The following is a 16,195-nucleotide window of genomic DNA, read 5'->3' as shown; positions in this document are numbered from 1 at the left end:
GCCGGAGGCTGGTAGTGAGAGGGCCACGATCCGTCCGTCGCGGTGGGTTACGGTCGTAACCATGGCCGGCAACGAACTGGGTCTCTTCCTGCGGGCCCGGCGGGAGGCCGTCCACCCGTCGGACGTCGGCCTGCCGGTCGGCCCCCGCCGGCGCACCCCCGGGCTGCGCCGCTCCGAGCTGGCGACGCTCGCCGGTGTCAGCGTGGAGTACGTGACGCGCCTCGAGCAGGGCCGTGATCGCCGGCCCTCCGCCGCGGTGCTGGCCACCCTCGCCGACACGCTGCGCCTCACCCCGCGCGAGCGGGTCCACCTGCACCGGCTCAGCAAGGGAGCCGAGGGCGGATTCACCTGCGGGGTGGGCGCGGCGCCGGCCCGTGCGGTGCGCCCGACCGTGCGGGCGCTGTTGGCGCACCTCGAACCGGCCGCCGCGGTGCTGCTCAACCGGGTGAGCGACGTGCTCGCCTACACCCCGGCCTACGAGCGGCTCGCCCGTCCGATCGGCCTGCTGGACGGCTCCCCGCGCTCCGGCGCCGTGCCGAACCTGGCCCGCTTCGTCTTCACCGACGAGCGGGCGCGCCGGGCCTGGCCCGACTGGGGCCAGGTCGCGGACGACCAGGTGGCCGCACTCAAGCAGGGCCCCTTCCTGGCGGACCGTTTCGTCGCGGCGCTCGCCGACGAGCTGACCGTCACCGCCGGCGCGGCCTTCGCCGGGCGCGTCGCCTCGGTGCCGGGCCTGCCCGCGGCCAGCGGCGTCACCCGCCTCGCCCATCCCGAGGCGGGCGAGCTGCGACTGGCCTTCGAGACGCTGGAGCTGCCCACCGACGACGACCTGCGACTCGTCGTGCAACTACCGGCGGACGCACCGACCGCCGCCGCCCTGGACCGGCTCCGGGTTGGACGATCCCCGCTGCGCGCGGTGCCCGGCTGAGCCACGCGGGCGGGCGGTGACCGCCGGGCCGAAATCCGCGGCACCGGTGGCATCCGTGTGATCCTGGAAAACGTCCGTCCGCTCTGTGCGCACCTACTGCTCCGGCGCGCATCCGCCGCCGCGGCACGGGGAGTGCCGGACATGGCCGGCCGGCCTGGCGCGCCCACCTGTGGGCGAGGCGGAATGACGCTGGCAGCATGCGTGGTTGAAGTCTCCGCACCGCGCCGCGAATCGGCGTCCTGACTGATCGTAGGGTGGACCTATGGCAGCGCACTTTGATCTCGTCGTCCTAGGTGGAGGTCCTGGCGGCTACGTCGCGGCGATCCGGGCGGCCCAGCTCGGGCTGTCGGTCGCGGTCGTCGAGGAGAAGTACTGGGGCGGCGTCTGCCTGAACGTCGGGTGCATCCCCTCGAAGGCGTTGCTGCGCAACGCCGAGCTCGCGCACCTGTTCGCCCACGAGGCGAAGACCTTCGGTATCTCCGGCGAGGTGAGCTTCGACTTCGGCGCCGCCTTCGACCGCAGCCGCCAGGTCGCAGAGGGGCGCGTCAAGGGCGTGCACTTCCTGATGAAGAAGAACAAGATCACCGAGTTCACCGGCCGCGGTACCTTCCGTGACCCGAACACCCTGGACGTCGCGCTCTCCGCCGGCGGCACCGACCAGGTGAGCTTCGACCACGCGATCATCGCGACGGGTTCCCGGGTCCGGCTGCTGCCCGGCGTCGAGCTCTCCGACAACATCGTCACCTACGAGACGCAGATCCTCACCCGCGAGCTGCCGCGGTCGATGGCGATCGTCGGCGCCGGGGCGATCGGCATGGAGTTCGCCTACGTCCTGCGCAACTACGGCGTGGACGTCACGATCATCGAGTTCCTCGACCGCGCGCTGCCGAACGAGGACGCCGACGTCTCCAAGGAGATCGTCCGCCAGTACAAGAAGCTCGGCGTGCCGATCCTGACCTCGACCAAGGTCGAGACGGTGACGGACAACGGCTCCTCGGTGACCGTCGAGTACACCGGCAAGGACGGCGCCCGGGGCTCGCTCGAGGTGGACAAGGTCCTCATGTCCATCGGGTTCGCGCCCAACGTCGAGGGCTTCGGCCTGGAGAACACCGGCGTGGCGCTCACCGACCGCGGCGCGATCGCGATCGACGACCACATGCGCACCAACGTCGAGCACATCTACGCCATCGGCGACGTGACGGCGAAGCTCATGCTGGCGCATGTCGCCGAGGCACAGGGCGTCGTCGCGTCCGAGACCATTGCCGGTGCGGAGACGGTGACGCTCGGTGACTATCGGATGATGCCGCGGGCCACGTTCTGCCAGCCGCAGGTGGCCAGCTTCGGTCTCACCGAGGCGCAGGCGCGGGAGGAGGGCCATGACATCAAGGTGGCCAAGTTCCCGTTCACCGCGAACGGCAAGGCCCACGGCCTGGGCGACCCGAACGGCTTCGTCAAGCTGATCTCCGACACGAAGTACGGCGAGCTGCTCGGTGGCCACCTGATCGGCCCGGACGTCTCCGAGCTGCTGCCCGAGCTGACGCTGGCCCAGAAATGGGACCTCACCGCGCTCGAGCTCGCCCGCAACGTGCACACCCACCCGACGCTGAGCGAGGCGTTGCAGGAGGCGATCCACGGCCTCGCCGGCCACATGATCAACCTCTGACAGTCGGGGAGCGGCGATGAGGATCAACCTGACCAGCGTCCTGGTCGACGACCAGGACAAGGCGCTGCGCTTCTATACCGAGGTACTCGGCTTCGTGAAGAAGACCGAGGTGCCGTTGGGCGAGCACCGCTGGCTCACGGTCGTCTCCCCGGACGGCCCCGAAGGCGTCGAGCTGCTGCTGGAGCCGGACGCGCACCCCGCCGCCCGCCCGTTCAAGGACGCGCTCGTCGCCGACGGCATCCCGTACACGGCGTTCGCCGTCGACGACGTCCACGCCGAGGTCGGCCGCCTGCGCGCCCTCGGAGTCCGCTTCACCCAGGAGCCGTTGGAGATGGGGCCGGTCACCACCGCCGTCCTCGACGACACCTGCGGGAACCTCATCCAGATCGTTCAGCATCGCTGACAGCTGACAGCGCCGGGGCCGGCCGGAGCCAGCCCCGGCGGGTCTCCCCGCGGGCTCAGGCGGAGGCCAGGTAGGCCGCCGCCTTCTCCGGGTCGAGGAACCAGTCCTGGAAGTCCGACGGATTGTCGAAGCCGTTCACGAACCGCCGGGCGACCGTGGGGTTCGCCTGCGCGGCGCCGAGGATCTGCTGCACGTGCGGCGGCGGGGGCTGCAGCAGGGCGTTCGTCCAGACCGTGACGTCCTGCGCGCTCGCCCAGTAGCGGTCGAAGGCGGCCTGCATCCACGCCTGGTCGAACGGCTTGGCACCGTGCTCGAGAATGCTGTCCAGGTAGGAGGCGGCGCACTTCGCGGCGTTGTTCGAGCCCTGGCCGGTGATCGGGTCGTTCGCCACGACGACGTCGGCCATCCCGAGCACCGCCCCGCCCGACGGCAGGTTGCCCACCGGCCGCCGCACGACGGGCGTGTACCCGCCGGAGAGGGTCGCGTGGGCGTCGGTGAGCTCGACCTTCGCGCAGCGCTCGTACTCCCAGGGCAGGAACCGCTCGATGAGGTCCAGGATGCGGCGCAGGTGCTCGTCGGGCTTCGGGTGGTCGTCCCAGCAGTCCAGCGGACCGCCCGGGATGCCCTCGAAGAAGAGGATGTCGCAGTTCCCGCTCAGCGTGTAGGCCGGGATCATGAACAGCTCGCCGACGCCGGGGATGATGTTGAATCGCACGCCCGGCGCGGTGGGATGCTCCGGCCTGGGCGCCAGGCCGTGCACGTACGCGAGCGACAGCGCGCGCTGGGGTGAGGTGTACGGCGAGCGGGCTGCGTCGCGGTCGAACAGGCCGACCAGCTCGCCCTTGCCGGCGGCGACCACGACGAGGTCGTAGAGCTCGGCGAGCCCGTTCAGATCGGCCGTGGTGACACCGTGCAGGATGAGCTTGCCGCCGCGCTCCTCGAACAGCTCGGCCCAGCCGGCCATCTTGACCCGCTGGTCGACCGACTGCGCGTAGTGGTCCAGCGGGGCGAACCAGTCGAGAGGCCGGCTGCCGTCCGGCCCCGCAATGGACAGCCCGAGGCCCTCGATGCGGACGGTGTCGGCCTCCCAGAGGTTGAGCCCGTGGTCGCGCTCGGTCTGCAGCGCGCTGTGGAACATCGCCTGGGTCGACATGACCCGGCCCCGGCGGATCTCCTCGGGGGAGCGCGCGGACATCACCGTCACGTCGTAGTCGTGCTCGCGCAGGGTCAGGGCCAGCTGCAGGCCCGACTGGCCCGCGCCGACGATCAGGATCTTACGCATGCGTCCGTGTCCTCCTGGGTTCCGGGACCTGGGCCAGTGACATCGTGTGAACAACCAGATCCCGCAGCACCTGGGCCGTCGAGGCCGTCTCGCGGGCGTCGCAGGTGACGAGCGGGATGTCCGGGCGCAGCGCGAGCGCCTCCCGGACCTCGTCGACGTCGTGCCACAGCTTTCCCTCGAAACGATTGACGGCGACGATGTACGGGACCGTCGAATCGTTCTCGAAGTAGTTCAGCGCGGCGAAGGACTGGTCGAGGCGGCGGCTGTCGACGAGAACGACCGCGCCCAGCGCGCCGCGGGACAGGTCGTCCCAGAGAAACCAGAAACGGGGCTGGCCCGGGGTGCCGAACAGGTACAGCACCAGATCCGGGAACAGCGAGATCCGGCCGAAGTCCATCGCGACCGTCGTCGTGCTCTTCGCACCGCTCATCGACAGGTCGTCGATGCCTTCGCTGGCCTCGGTCATCCACGCCTCCGTGTTGAGCGGAGGCACCTCCGAGATCGACCTGACCAGCGTCGTCTTCCCCACTCCGAACCCGCCCGCGATCACGATCTTCGCGGAGATCGCCGTGGCGGGGTCAAGTCCGTCGGCGTCGGTCGGGATCATGTCCACCCCGCACCGCCGTCCGGGTCCGGAGGTGCGTCAGACCGGGAGCTCCCGCAGGCCACTGAGAATCCTTTCGAGCACGTTTCGATCGTGGTGGTAGGTGTGGGCCGTGGGGTGGATGAGGATCGCTCCCTGCGCGGCCAGATCGCTGATCAGGACGCGGACCACCCCGAGCGGGATCGACAGCATCACCGAGAGCTCGGCGATGGACAGCTGCCCCCGGGCGCGTTCGTACAGCGCCTTGGACTCGGGCATCAGCGTCTCGCTGAGCGTCGGGTCGTAGCTCGGCACCGAGACCAGCGTCTCGACGAGCAGGTGATGGCGGGCCCTCGTCCGGCCCCCGGTGAGGGCGTAGGGGCGGATCCGCTTGCTGCGCGGGCCACGCCTCGGCCGTCCGTTCTGTGCGGAGTCTTCAGGCATGCTCTTCACGATTCTGGTCCGTCACCCGTCCTGGTCCGGTGCGTTGGTTCGCCGCGGCGGATCATCCGTGCGGTGATCCGCCGTGTTGGCCCGGCTCAGCTCGGTACCTGACGTCCGACCAGGACGCGGCGCAGGTCCGCGCGCCGGTCCGGGGTGAGCGCGTGGCCGGCGTGCAGCACGAACTGCGTCATCTCGTAGCCGACCACCTTCATGTCGCAGTCCGGTCCGGTCAGCACGGCGAGTCCCGCTCCCTCGTCGATGCTCATGAACAGGAAGTAGCCGCCGCTGAGCCGCACGATGATCTGCTCGCAGGTTCCGCGGTCGAACAGCGTCGCGCTGTTGCGGGCAAGGCTGAGCATCGCGCTGGCTATCGCCGCCAGCTGGTCCCGCTCCGCCGAGCTCACCCCGTCGGACGCGGTGAGCGACAGGCCGTCGGACGAGAGGATCAGGGCATGGGTGACGCCGTGGACCTTGCCGACGAAGTCATTGATCAGCCAGCTGAAGTCGTGGTCCGGCTGGCGATTGGTCTGATCCGTCACGGATATGTCCTCAGTCCTCTCGCTGGTGTTCGTGGGCGATCCGTTCGCCTTCACTGAAGGCGTCGAGATCCGCGAGTAGTCTCGCGTGGTCCGCGGCCCGGGCCGAAAGCGCCTGTGTGGCCGTCGATCCGCCCTCCTCCGCGGGAGGGACGCCTTCCGCGCCTGTCGCGTCTTCCCGGTCTTCCGTGGACGCCGCGGCGGGTGTCGGTGTCGACGGCGCGGGAGCCGCGGCGGGCACGGCGGCTGCCACGGGCATGGTGGCTGTGGGTGCCGTGGCAGCGGGTGGGCGCGCGCCGTCGCCGGCGGGGTTCTTGAGGCTGCGCGACACCCGGCGGGGGAGACCGCTCGCGGTCGTGCCGCCGATCAGGGAGTCCGCCGTGGGGGGTGTGGCTGGAGTCGCCGCATCCTTGCTCGGCGCTGGCGCCGGCGCCGGCCTGGCCGACGCGCTGCCCGCGCGGGTGAACAGCGTGGATTCGCGTACGTGGCCCGCTCCGTTGCCGGACCGTTTCACGCCCGGCCCCCGGCCCTGGACGTCCGCCCGCGGCTGACCGTCGCGCGCGGCGGGACGCGCGGACGGACCCGGCGCGGCGGGGTCGCCGCCGCGGACCGCCACGGTCTGCGTACCCGACCAGCTGCCCTCGGGCAGTTCACAGATCAGGGCGGAGGGGATGAGCACCGAGGCGGTCGTCCCGTGGGGGTGGCGGCGATCGAGCCAGATCCGCAGGTCGTGGCGGATCGCGAGCCGGCGCACCACGGCCAGGCCCATGTGGCGCACCGCGTCGTCGTCCAGGACGGGATCGCCGGCCAGCCGCTCGTTGAGCTGCCGCAGCCGGTCCGGCGGGAGCCCGATGCCCTCGTCCTCGACCCGCAGCAGCGCGCTGCCCAGCTCCGTGAGGTGCACGCCGACCCGTACCGGCGCGGTCGGGGGAGACGACTTGGTCGCGTTGTCCAGCAGCTCTGCCAGCAGCCGTCCGACGTCCTCGGCGGCGAAGCCGACCACACCGAGCGGGACCACCCGGCCGATCGTGACCCGCGAGTAGTGGTCGATGGACGACATCGCCGCGCGCACGACGTCGACCAGCGCGGCCGTGTCGGACGAGGCGTCACCGGCGTCACGGCCCGCGAGCACCCGCAGGTTCTCGGCGTTGCGGCGCAGCCGGGTGGCGAGGTGGTCCAGCCGGTACAGCTCGGCGAGGCGGTCGGTGTCCTCCTCCTTGGCCTCCATGTCCTCGAGCTGCGAGAGCAGGGAGTCGACCAGGTTGAGGTCGCGCAGCGCCACGTCCGCGCAGATCGCGGAGAGCGCCTCGGCCGCGGGCGGCGCCGTCACGGCCGACCCGTTGGCCGGGGAGGCCGCCGGGGACGTCTCGGCCCGCATGGCGTGGGCCGACTGGTCCGCGGCGCTGGTGCTGATGCCGGTGCCGCCGCGGCGGGCCTGTCGCGTCACCCCGGCGTCCGCCGCGGGGATTCCCGGCCGAACCCACGGCTCGTGCGCGGACCTTCCGCCATGGGCCGCGGGGCGCCTGACGAGGCCGGCGGGGGCCGGCTGCTCCGGCCGGGGCAGGGGAGTCGGGAGATCACCACCCCGCAGCTGGGCCGCTATGCCGCGGGAGCCACCCAGGAGCGCGCGGGATCGGTTGAGCAGGTCTCGTGCCCGCGTCGTCATCGCGTCTCACATGCTCTCGTCGGGTACGGGTTCCACCCGCTTCTGCCAACCCCCGTCGGGGAGCTATGCAATCAGACGCCCCGGTTTGCGTCCAACCTGTGCCCATCGCGGCCGGCGCGCCTCGGCCCGGATGCCGCGTGTCGTTGTTCTCGGTTCATTCACGCCGGCGCGTGATGTGCTCGTTTGACCACGACCGATGTCTTCCAACTCCCACCGTCCTGGGTGTGCAGGCTCCTGACCTTGGACAATTCTTTGACAATTGCCCCGACCTGCCGGTCTCGATCGGTCTCTGTTGGGGTATAGCGATGCCGCGGGGGCCCGGTGCGGGCCGGCCGTGCTGTCCGGCCGCGCTGTCCGGCCGAGTTGTCGGTGGGCCGCCGTAGGATGCGCGCGTCCCGCCGGTTCGCGGCCCAGGAGCGCCGATGCCCGAGTTCACAGGCTTCCCCGTCGAAGCGTTGATCTTCTTCGAGGGCCTCGAGGCCGACAACAGCAAGGCGTACTGGACGGATCATCGCGACACCTACGAGAAGGCCGTCCGGGCCCCGATGCTCGCCCTGCTCGACGCCCTCGAGCCGGAGTTCGGCGCACCGCACGTTTTCCGTCCGCACAGGGACGTTCGATTCTCGAAGGACAAGTCGCCCTACAAGACCGCGATCGGCGCCCACAACGAGCGGGGCGGCTACGTCCAGGTCTCCGCGCGCGGGCTGATGATCGCGGCCGGTTACTGGCAGACCGCGCCCGACCAGGTGGAGCGGCTGCGCGCCGCGGTCGCCGACGACCGGACGGGGCTGCGGCTCGAGGCGCTGGTGCGCGAGCTGCGGGAGGCGGGGTACGAGGTCTCGGGCACGACGCTCAAGACCCGGCCGCGGGGCTACGACGCGGATCATCCACGCATCGAGCTGCTGCGCCATCGGACCCTCACGGCGGCCCGTGACTTCGGTGAGCCGCCGTGGCTGGCCGAGCCGGAGTGCGCCGAGCACGTGGCGGCGGGCTGGCGGGAGACGCGCCGGCTGACCGGCTGGCTCGACGACCACGTCGGCGCGTCCCGCCTGCCCGCCGCCCGCCGCGGTTCCCGGTGAGCCCGTGCTGTCGATCAGAACGACCCGGGGTCACTCACCGAGGGCTCCCCGTGTGCACACGCGCCGAATCCGGGTGTGCACACGGGGCCGGTCGGCCGGGCTGCCGACCGATGCCTGGCCGGCCTAGTCGACCGCCTGGAACCTCCACCCCTGGTCCTGGCGGAAGATGGGCGAGAGCGCCACCATCGGCGGATAGATGAGTGCCGGGTGCAGCCCGACGGTCAGGTCGCTGTCCACGGCTCCGATGACGAAGGAGCCCGGCCTGGGGCCCTGCTCGATCCGCCACTCGCGAGGCTGCGGAAACGGGCGCACCAGCTCGAACGTGTCAGGGTCACCGTCGAAACCGAGGAAAAGCTGGTCGGACGTCTGCTGGATCGTGTATGTGTCATTATCCGTGCGTCGGACCTCCCATTCCTGGCCGCGTCCGTTTTCGGGCAGAATAACGCTGCGATCGCGGCCTTCCGCGGTGAGAAACTGATTGTTGTCAAGGCCGATCCGGTAAACGCCATCGGTAACCGTTGCCACGTTGTTCCCGCTTTCTGTCGTGGACCGTCGCTCGGTAATTCTGCCCGGCAACGCGGGAGTGGGCCGGTAGCGACGCACGCGAATCGCGGCATGGCCCCGAGCGGCCTGCCGAAAGAAGGTCAGGTCGAGGCCACCGTCACATCGCCGAGGATAAGGCGCGAACGGCTTTCATGCTCCACCGGGGTGACGGGCGCCCCCGTGTCGGTATTCGACTCCGGTTTCGTGGGGCTTGTTCCTCTCGGCGCGGGAAGGGGTGCGGATCCTCAGCGGTCCGTGACCTCGAGCACGACCTGAGTGGCGGTGGCGAGGCCGACGGGACGCCCGACGCCTCCGACCCGCAGGCTTACGGCGGCATCGATCAGGTGGCGCCCGGTGGGCAGCCCCGGACTGGTCAGCCGGATGACCGCGGCGTGCGCGGAGAGCTGTCCCTGGGCGCGGAGCACCGTCCCGCCCGGGGCGGTCCCGTGCTCGGCGCTCCCCGCGGCGCCGGGCGCGGCATCGCCGGGCCGGACACCTGCGACGGTGTGGTACTCCAGCGGCCCGGTGGGCAGCGGGCGGGCGGGGGCGAAGCCGACCGACAGTGCGACGGTGAACGGTTCCCCTGGGCGAGGCCCGGCGGGTTCGACCTGAACGCCGAGCCGCACAGGGAGCGGTTCCGAGCTGCTGAGCGGTTCCAAGGCGGCGGGCGGGTCCAATGTGCTGAGCGGGCCCGACATGCTGAGCGGGTCGGGGGCGCCGTCGGTGCCGAGTGCTGCCTGGCCGCCCGCGTCGACGCCGGCCGGAGCCGTCGGGGCGAGCCGGCCGGCACGAGCCTCGATGAAGGCGATCACCTCGGACGGCCTCCAGCCCGGCCAGCGCATCGGGGTGTTCTCGCGTGCGTGCTGCACGCTGGTGCTGCGGACGCCGTCGCAGTCGAGGAGGAGGCGCACCACGAAGCTCTCCTCGCGCTGGGCCTCGTCGCTGTCAGGTGCCATCGGTGCCCTCCACAGTCCACCTCCATGAACGGGATCCCCGGGACGGGGAGGCCGCGCGCCACCGGCACGGGGCGCGCGGCCTCCGTCGGAGCGGGGTGGGCGCCCGGCGCGCCCGGTGACCTCCTAGGCGTAGATCTCGATGATCTTGGGTGGGGTGAAGACGGTGAGCGGGTAGTGGAGCAGGTGGTATTGGGGCTCGTGCCACCCGTGCCGCGGTGGCGGCCTCCCGGTGTGGTTGCGCGTAGCCGGGGTTCGCCGGCCGTCCACGGCTGAAGTGGTGGATTTGGTGGCGCTGTCCGCGCGCCCGGCGCAGACCTCACCACCTCCTGGCCGAACGGTGATATGGATGTGGATGTTCTTTCGTTGTCTTTACGGTGTCTTCACTGTCGGCTGCATGGGGGATGCATGCTCGCGGGCAAGGTGCTGGAACCTCTCGGAGCTGAGCCGGTGGCGGCGCATTCTTTGTTTGTCGACGCGGTGACCGGCGGCGTCACCGTGTTTGTCGCGCCACCCGGCACGCTGCTCACCGACGGGCTCGCGGCCGCGCTGGAGGCGGTCGGCCGGACACCGGTCTGGCTCCGGCTGGGCGTCGAGGACCGCGATCCGGCGACCTTCCTGGCAACGATGATCACCGCGGTGCGGCGCAGGGCTCCCGGGTTCGGCGCCACCCTGCTCACGCGGGTGCGGGCGTGGCCGGGCCCGGTGCACGGGTGGGACGACATCTTCCGGCGGCTCGGCGCGGAGCTGGCCGAGCGGCTCCCGCCCGATTCGGCGCTGGTCCTGGAGCATGCAGACCGGATCGATCCGCACGGGCCGTCGTTACGCCTCGCGTGCGGCCATGTTCTGGGCGCTCTGTCCGAGGCGACGCCCCGCGTCCTGATCGGCCACGACGCGCTCCCGAGCACCGAGGCGCTCGGGAACGCCCGCCGGCCGCCGGCCGAGCACGCCCGGCTGCACCCGTCGGAGGTGGAGCTCCCCGGCGGGCTCGGACTCCGGCGGCGTCACGCGGCGGCGCTCCTCGGCCGGTCCGCGGCCCTCCGGCACGCTGTCGAGTTCGCGCGCACCACGCTGTCGGACGGTGATCTGGCCCAGGCTCTGCGCGGCCGGACGCTCGTCGGCGTGCTCACCTCGCTGGCCCGCGCCGTCCTCGCGGGCGCCACCGGGGGAGCCCGTCGGATGCTCGCACGGCTGCTGCACGTCGAGTACGTCCTCCCGGAGGCGGACCGGCATCAGCTCGCCGAGCTGGCCGGACCGTGGTTCCAGCCGTTGATCGGCGACTGGTCACGACTGCGCACCGTCTGGCGCGCTCCGCTGCCCGCGGCTCTGGCCGAGGACGCGGCACTGGACCGCGAGATCCTGCGCGGCACCGCGCTCGAACTGCTGCGGGCGGGCGCTCCGGAACGGGCGATCCCCATGCTGCTCGAGTTCGACGATCGCGCGGTGGCGGCGCGGGCGCTGGCCAGGGTCGCCGACGACATGATCGCTGCCGGCCAGTGGGTGACCGAGATGCGTAGCGCGCAGGCCCTGTCCTTCAGGACAGGGTTAGCGCATCGACGACAGTGTGACGGGCGTGCCCGCTACGCTGGCACCTGTGGGGTCGAAGGTGGTGAAGCGGGCGTACCGCTACCGCTTCAACCCGACCCCCGATCAGGCCGCCCAGCTCGCGCGAACCTTCGGCTGCGTCCGCTACGTGTACAACAGGGCGCTCGCCGAACGGCACCGGGCCTGGTTCCAGGAGCAGCGGCGGGTCACTCACGCCGAGACCGACCGGATGCTCACAGCGTGGAAGCGCGACCCGGAGACGGCGTGGCTCGCCGAGCCGTCAAAAGGCCCACTTCAGGCCACGCTGCGGAATCTCCAGACCGCGTATGTGAACTTCTGGCAGAAACGTGCCGGCTACCCGACGTTCAAGAAGAAGGGCAGGGCTCTCGACTCGGCGACCTACTTCCGGAACTGTTTCAGTTTCCGGGACGGTCGGATCACGCTGGCGAAGCAGGACGCGCCGCTGGCGATCGTCTGGTCGCGTCCGCTGCCCGACGGGGCGGAGCCCTCGCAGGTCACGGTGTCGCGGAACGCCCGCGGCCAGTACCACGTCTCGATCCTGGTCGAAGAGACGATCACCGCTCTTCCCGTGTCGCCCGGGCGGGTGGGGATCGACGCGGGGGTCACCTCGCTGGTCACCCTGTCGACTGGGGAGAAGGTGGCCAACCCGAAGCACGAGCGTCGGGATCGGGCCCGGCTGGCCTGTGCGCAGCGGGACCTGTCCCGGAAGGTGCGGGGGTCGGTGAACCGGGCGAAGGCCCGAGCGAGGGTCGCCCGGGTGCATGGTCGGATCGCCGACCGGCGTCGGGATCATCTCCACCAGCTGTCCACGAGGATCATCCGCGAGAACCAAACGGTGGTCATCGAGGATCTGTCCGTCCGTAACATGGTCAGGAACCATTCGCTCGCGCGGGTGATATCCGACGCTTCGTGGTCGGAGTTGCGGCGGATGTTGGAGTACAAGGCCGGCTGGTACGGTCGCACCGTCATTGCGGTCGATCGATTCTATCCGTCGTCCAAAACCTGTTCGGTGTGTGGGTCGATCGTGAAGAAACTGCCGCTCAACGTCCGGGAGTGGGCCTGTCGTGGCTGCGGCACGGTCCACGACCGGGACGTGAACGCGGCGGTCAACATTCTGGCCGCGGGGCTCGCGGTGGCTGCCTGTGGAGATGGAGTGAGACCGCCTCGCTCCTGAAGCGAGGAGGCGTCCGTTGATGAAGCAGGAACCCGCACCGCGAGGTGTGGGAATCCCGGTCTTCAGGCCGGGGAGGAGGTCAAAGTCGGCGGATGGCTGGACCAACTGCCGCTCGAGGCTGTCGAGGCGGAACCGGATCTGCTCGACGCGGCCGCGCACGTCGCCTCGGCCCGGGGCCAGCAGGGCCCCGCCCGTCATCGGTCCCCCGCGGCGGCCGCCGCGGTCTCCGAGACGGACCGGCTGGCCCGGCGGCTGGCGGACATCCGGCGGGACCGGCGCCTGCATGCCGAGGCCGAGGCCGCGCTCGCCCGGTCGGAGCACGAGACGACGGCGCTCCTGCACGCCCACATCGCCGGTGTGTCCGGCGGCCCCGAGACGCCGAGGGCCGCGGACGCTCCGCCGGGCACCCCGTTACTCGGCCTGGTGCCGGGGCCCAGAAGCGCCGGTCTGGAAGCGGCCCGCCGCGGGGATCCGTTCCCAGGCCCACTCGCGGGCCGGCCGGACGTCACCGGCCCCGTCCCCCCGGACGGGACGACCGCCCTCGTGTCCAGGGACGACCGTCTCGTCGCCGGGACCGGGACCGGGGGCGGGGCGGGAGAGCTGGGAGCACGGCCGCGACGGGCCAGGTGGAGATGGCCGTGCACGTGCTGGGACCGCTGTCGGTGACGGTGAACGGGCGGCTCGTGCGAGGCTGGGGCACCCGCCCCCGGTCCCTACTGGCCTACCTGGTGATCCATCGGGCGGACCTGCCCCCGCGGGAGGTCGTCACCGAGGCGTTGTGGCCACGCGCCGACCTGCCCGCGGCGCGGAACAACATTCAGGTGGCCGTGTACGGCGCGCGCCGCGCCCTGCGGGAGGCGGTTGACCGGCAGGTCATCGTGTTCGAGCGCGGCGTGTACCGGCTGGCCGCCGACGTCATGGTGTCCATCGATCTCGACGCGTTCGAAGGCCATGTCCAGGCTGGTCAGCGTTTCGCCGACGCGGCACGCGTCGAGGCCGCCATCGCCGAACTCGAAGCGGCGGTGGCGCTGTACCGGGGCGATTTCCTCGCCGACGCGCGTTCCGAGGACTGGGCCGTCCTGCGGCGCGAGCAGCTGAGGCTGGCCTACCTGGACGCGCTGGACCGGCTCAGCTCGCTGTACCTGGAGACCGGGCAGTACTCGGTCTGCGCGCTGCTGTGCCGGCAGATCCTCGAGCGCGACCCGTGCCGGGAGGACGCCCACCGCCGGCTCGTGCGCTCCTACGCCCGCCAGGGGCAGCCGCACCTGGCGCTGCTGCAGTTCCGGACCTGCATCGACATCCTCGCCCGCGAGCTGCGCGTCGCCCCGGGACCGGCGACCGCGCGCCTGCACGAGCGGATCCGCCGGCACGAGCCCGTCTGAGCGTCGCCGCGCCCTGCTCTCCCGCCGACAGCGATGGCCGCGCCGCGCCGTGGGCCGGTCCGCTGTGGGTCAGTCCGCGGGCGTGGCGCTACACAGCGGGAGGATGTGTTCGCCGTACTTGGCCAGCTTGTTCTCGCCGACGCCGTTCACCGTCGCGAGCTCGGCGAGCGAGGAGGGCGCGCGGGTGGCGATCTCGCGCAGCGTGGCGTCATGGAAGATCACGTAGGCGGGAACGCCCTGTTCCTTGGCGGTGGCCCCCCGCCAGGCGCGCAGCCGTTCGAACAGCGGCGCCGCCTCCGCGGACAGTTCGACCGGCTCGGCCCGGCGTGCCTTCGTCGCAGAGGAGCCGGTGGCCTTCGCCGGTCGCTTCGGTTCGCGCCGCATGGAGACCGTCCGCTGCCCGCGCAGGACGTCCGCGCTCGCGTCGGTGAGGACGAGCGTTCCGTGCTCACCCTCGACGGCCAGCAGCCCCTGGGCCAGGAGCTGGCGGACCACGCCACGCCACTCGGCCTCGCTGAGCTCGGTGCCGATGCCGAAGACCGTCAGCGAGTCGTGGCCGTGCTGGTCGACCTTGGGTGTGCGCCGGCCCAGCAGGATGTCGACGACGTGGCCGGCGCCGAACTTCTGCCGGCGTTCCCGGTGCAGGCGCAGCACCGTCGACAGCAGCTTCTGGGCGGGCACGGTCGCCTCCCAGGACTGCTGCGGGTGCAGGCAGGCGTCGCAGTTGCCGCAGGCGCTCGACCCCTGCTGCCCGAAGTACGCCAGCAGGCCGACCCGGCGGCACTCGATGGTCTCGCACAGTGCGAGCATCGCGTCGAGGTGGGAGTTGAGCCGCCGGCGGTGCGTGGCGTCGCCGTCGGAGGCGTCGATGAGCCGGCGCTGCTGGACCACGTCCTGCAGGCCGTACGCGAGCCAGGCGGTGGAACGCAGCCCGTCCCGGCCGGCGCGGCCGGTCTCCTGGTAATAGCCCTCCACCGACTTCGGTAGGTCGAGGTGGGCGACGAAGCGGACGTCCGGCTTGTCGATGCCCATCCCGAAGGCGATCGTGGCGACCATGACCAGGCCGTCCTCACGGAGGAAACGGGCCTGGTGCTCGGCGCGGGTGCGTGCTTCGAGGCCGGCGTGGTAGGGCAGCGCGGCGATCCCGTTCGACACCAGGAACTCCGCGATCTTCTCGACCGACGCCCGGGACAGGCAGTACACGATGCCCGCGTCGCCGGGATGCTCGGTGCGCAGGAGCTCCAGCAGCTGTGCCTTCGGGTCGTTCTTCGGCACGATGCGGTACTGGATGTTCGGCCGGTCGAAGTCGGCGACGAAATGGCGGGCGTTTCCCAGCCCGAGCCGGTTCGTGATCTCCTGGTGGGTCGCCGGGGTGGCGGTGGCGGTCAGTGCGACGCGCGGCACCTGCGGCCAGTGCTGGTGCAGCTCGGAGAGCAGGAGGTAGTCGGGCCGGAAGTCGTGCCCCCACTGCGCGACGCAGTGCGCCTCGTCGATCGCGAACAGCGCGATCTCGCCCTGGTCGAGGAGCTCGATCGTCGCGCGTACCCGCAGCCGCTCGGGGGCCAGGTAGAGCAGGTCGAGCTCGCCGGCGAGGAACGCGGACTCCACCGCGCGGCGCTCGTCGGCCTGCTGGGTGGAGTTGAGGAACCCCGCCCGGACCCCGAGCGCCAGCAACGCGTCGACCTGGTCCTGCATCAGCGCGATGAGCGGGGAGATGACGACGCCGGTGCCGGGCCGGACGAGCGCCGGGATCTGGTAGCACAGCGACTTGCCGCCGCCGGTCGGCATGAGGACCAGCGCGTCGCCACCACCGACGACGTGATCGATGATCTCCTGCTGGCCGTCGCGGAAGGACTCGTAGCCGAAGACGCGGCGGAGCACTTCCACGGCGTCACGCGGGACGCGAACCGAGGGCGAGGTCACCGCGCCACTGTAGAAGGCCGCACGGGACGAGGGTGACGCGAGTTCGCGCCTGTGGACAACCCGTTCCCGA

The 16,195-nt window shown here is 71.5% G+C and carries 15 protein-coding genes; 6 read left to right on the top strand and 9 right to left on the bottom strand.

Translation table 11 applies throughout. From position 1 onward, the window contains the following. The first annotated feature begins 61 nt into the window (after positions 1 to 61). From E0504_RS22500 to E0504_RS22490, 3 genes are all read left to right on the top strand, one after another. Positions 62 to 928, top strand: coding sequence for a helix-turn-helix domain-containing protein (locus E0504_RS22500; RefSeq protein ID WP_112108236.1), 867 nt, complete (start codon positions 62 to 64; stop codon positions 926 to 928). Between the two features lie 262 nt (positions 929 to 1,190). Then, positions 1,191 to 2,591: a dihydrolipoyl dehydrogenase gene (gene lpdA / locus E0504_RS22495; protein ID WP_071062052.1), complete on the top strand. Its 1,401-nt coding sequence runs from the start codon at positions 1,191 to 1,193 to the stop codon at positions 2,589 to 2,591. A gap of 16 nt (positions 2,592 to 2,607) precedes the next feature. Next, positions 2,608 to 2,994: a VOC family protein gene (locus tag E0504_RS22490; protein ID WP_112108235.1), complete on the top strand. Its 387-nt coding sequence runs from the start codon at positions 2,608 to 2,610 to the stop codon at positions 2,992 to 2,994. Between the two features lie 55 nt (positions 2,995 to 3,049). Here the strand turns inward: E0504_RS22490 and E0504_RS22485 are convergent, their stop codons facing one another. The 5 genes from E0504_RS22485 to E0504_RS22465 form a co-directional block, all read right to left on the bottom strand. Continuing rightward, the gene (locus E0504_RS22485; RefSeq protein WP_071062055.1) at positions 3,050 to 4,276 is read right to left on the bottom strand and encodes a styrene monooxygenase/indole monooxygenase family protein; all 1,227 of its coding nucleotides are present in this window, start codon (positions 4,274 to 4,276) and stop codon (positions 3,050 to 3,052) included. Further along, positions 4,269 to 4,883 (bottom strand): ATP/GTP-binding protein, encoded by a 615-nt coding sequence (locus E0504_RS22480; RefSeq protein ID WP_071062173.1) that lies wholly within the window; start codon positions 4,881 to 4,883, stop codon positions 4,269 to 4,271. The genes E0504_RS22485 and E0504_RS22480 overlap by 8 nt, the downstream gene beginning before the upstream one ends. Positions 4,884 to 4,919: 36 nt before the next feature. Next, complete coding sequence (locus tag E0504_RS22475; RefSeq protein ID WP_112108239.1) at positions 4,920 to 5,303, bottom strand: DUF742 domain-containing protein; 384 nt, start codon at positions 5,301 to 5,303, stop codon at positions 4,920 to 4,922. A 95-nt stretch (positions 5,304 to 5,398) separates the two neighbouring features. Beyond that, complete coding sequence (locus tag E0504_RS22470; RefSeq protein WP_020462934.1) at positions 5,399 to 5,842, bottom strand: roadblock/LC7 domain-containing protein; 444 nt, start codon at positions 5,840 to 5,842, stop codon at positions 5,399 to 5,401. A gap of 10 nt (positions 5,843 to 5,852) precedes the next feature. Further along, positions 5,853 to 7,505: a sensor histidine kinase KdpD gene (locus E0504_RS22465; RefSeq protein ID WP_112108234.1), complete on the bottom strand. Its 1,653-nt coding sequence runs from the start codon at positions 7,503 to 7,505 to the stop codon at positions 5,853 to 5,855. A 422-nt stretch (positions 7,506 to 7,927) separates the two neighbouring features. Here E0504_RS22465 and E0504_RS22460 point away from each other — a divergent pair, with 422 nt between their 5' ends. Then, positions 7,928 to 8,584, top strand: coding sequence for a DUF2461 domain-containing protein (locus E0504_RS22460; protein ID WP_112108233.1), 657 nt, complete (start codon positions 7,928 to 7,930; stop codon positions 8,582 to 8,584). A gap of 123 nt (positions 8,585 to 8,707) precedes the next feature. Here the strand turns inward: E0504_RS22460 and E0504_RS22455 are convergent, their stop codons facing one another. The 3 genes from E0504_RS22455 to E0504_RS50470 form a co-directional block, all read right to left on the bottom strand. Continuing rightward, the gene (locus tag E0504_RS22455; RefSeq protein ID WP_112108232.1) at positions 8,708 to 9,109 is read right to left on the bottom strand and encodes a hypothetical protein; all 402 of its coding nucleotides are present in this window, start codon (positions 9,107 to 9,109) and stop codon (positions 8,708 to 8,710) included. Between the two features lie 263 nt (positions 9,110 to 9,372). Further along, positions 9,373 to 10,083, bottom strand: a complete 711-nt coding sequence (locus E0504_RS22450) for a hypothetical protein (RefSeq protein ID WP_112108231.1) — start codon at positions 10,081 to 10,083, stop codon at positions 9,373 to 9,375. Positions 10,084 to 10,902: 819 nt separating this feature from the next. Next, complete coding sequence (locus E0504_RS50470; protein ID WP_165938577.1) at positions 10,903 to 11,313, bottom strand: hypothetical protein; 411 nt, start codon at positions 11,311 to 11,313, stop codon at positions 10,903 to 10,905. Between the two features lie 376 nt (positions 11,314 to 11,689). Between E0504_RS50470 and E0504_RS22440 the strand changes: the two genes are divergently transcribed. Beyond that, positions 11,690 to 12,820 (top strand): RNA-guided endonuclease InsQ/TnpB family protein, encoded by a 1,131-nt coding sequence (locus E0504_RS22440; protein WP_373693925.1) that lies wholly within the window; start codon positions 11,690 to 11,692, stop codon positions 12,818 to 12,820. Positions 12,821 to 13,458: 638 nt separating this feature from the next. Beyond that, entirely contained in the window at positions 13,459 to 14,202 is a 744-nt protein-coding gene (locus tag E0504_RS22430) for a BTAD domain-containing putative transcriptional regulator (RefSeq protein WP_243657578.1), read from the top strand. A gap of 69 nt (positions 14,203 to 14,271) precedes the next feature. Here E0504_RS22430 and recQ read toward each other — a convergent pair whose 3' ends face one another. Then, entirely contained in the window at positions 14,272 to 16,125 is a 1,854-nt protein-coding gene (gene recQ / locus E0504_RS22425; protein WP_235013559.1) for a DNA helicase RecQ, read from the bottom strand. Positions 16,126 to 16,195 lie beyond the last annotated feature (70 nt).

Source organism: Parafrankia sp. BMG5.11, assembly GCF_004337455.1.
This window is presented reverse-complemented; position numbering and strand designations above follow the sequence as displayed.

What these genes read in the sequence shown, in the direction of transcription:
- E0504_RS22500 (WP_112108236.1), top strand. Translation starts at nt 62, where the DNA reads ATGGCCGGCAACGAACTGGGTCTCTTCCTGCGGGCCCGGCGGGAGGCC.
- lpdA (WP_071062052.1), top strand. Translation starts at nt 1,191, where the DNA reads ATGGCAGCGCACTTTGATCTCGTCGTCCTAGGTGGAGGTCCTGGCGGC.
- E0504_RS22490 (WP_112108235.1), top strand. Translation starts at nt 2,608, where the DNA reads ATGAGGATCAACCTGACCAGCGTCCTGGTCGACGACCAGGACAAGGCG.
- E0504_RS22485 (WP_071062055.1), bottom strand. Translation starts at nt 4,276, where the DNA reads ATGCGTAAGATCCTGATCGTCGGCGCGGGCCAGTCGGGCCTGCAGCTG.
- E0504_RS22480 (WP_071062173.1), bottom strand. Translation starts at nt 4,883, where the DNA reads ATGATCCCGACCGACGCCGACGGACTTGACCCCGCCACGGCGATCTCC.
- E0504_RS22475 (WP_112108239.1), bottom strand. Translation starts at nt 5,303, where the DNA reads ATGCCTGAAGACTCCGCACAGAACGGACGGCCGAGGCGTGGCCCGCGC.
- E0504_RS22465 (WP_112108234.1), bottom strand. Translation starts at nt 7,505, where the DNA reads ATGACGACGCGGGCACGAGACCTGCTCAACCGATCCCGCGCGCTCCTG.
- E0504_RS22460 (WP_112108233.1), top strand. Translation starts at nt 7,928, where the DNA reads ATGCCCGAGTTCACAGGCTTCCCCGTCGAAGCGTTGATCTTCTTCGAG.
- E0504_RS22450 (WP_112108231.1), bottom strand. Translation starts at nt 10,083, where the DNA reads ATGGCACCTGACAGCGACGAGGCCCAGCGCGAGGAGAGCTTCGTGGTG.
- E0504_RS50470 (WP_165938577.1), bottom strand. Translation starts at nt 11,313, where the DNA reads ATGCCGGTCCGCCTCCGGGAGGACGTACTCGACGTGCAGCAGCCGTGC.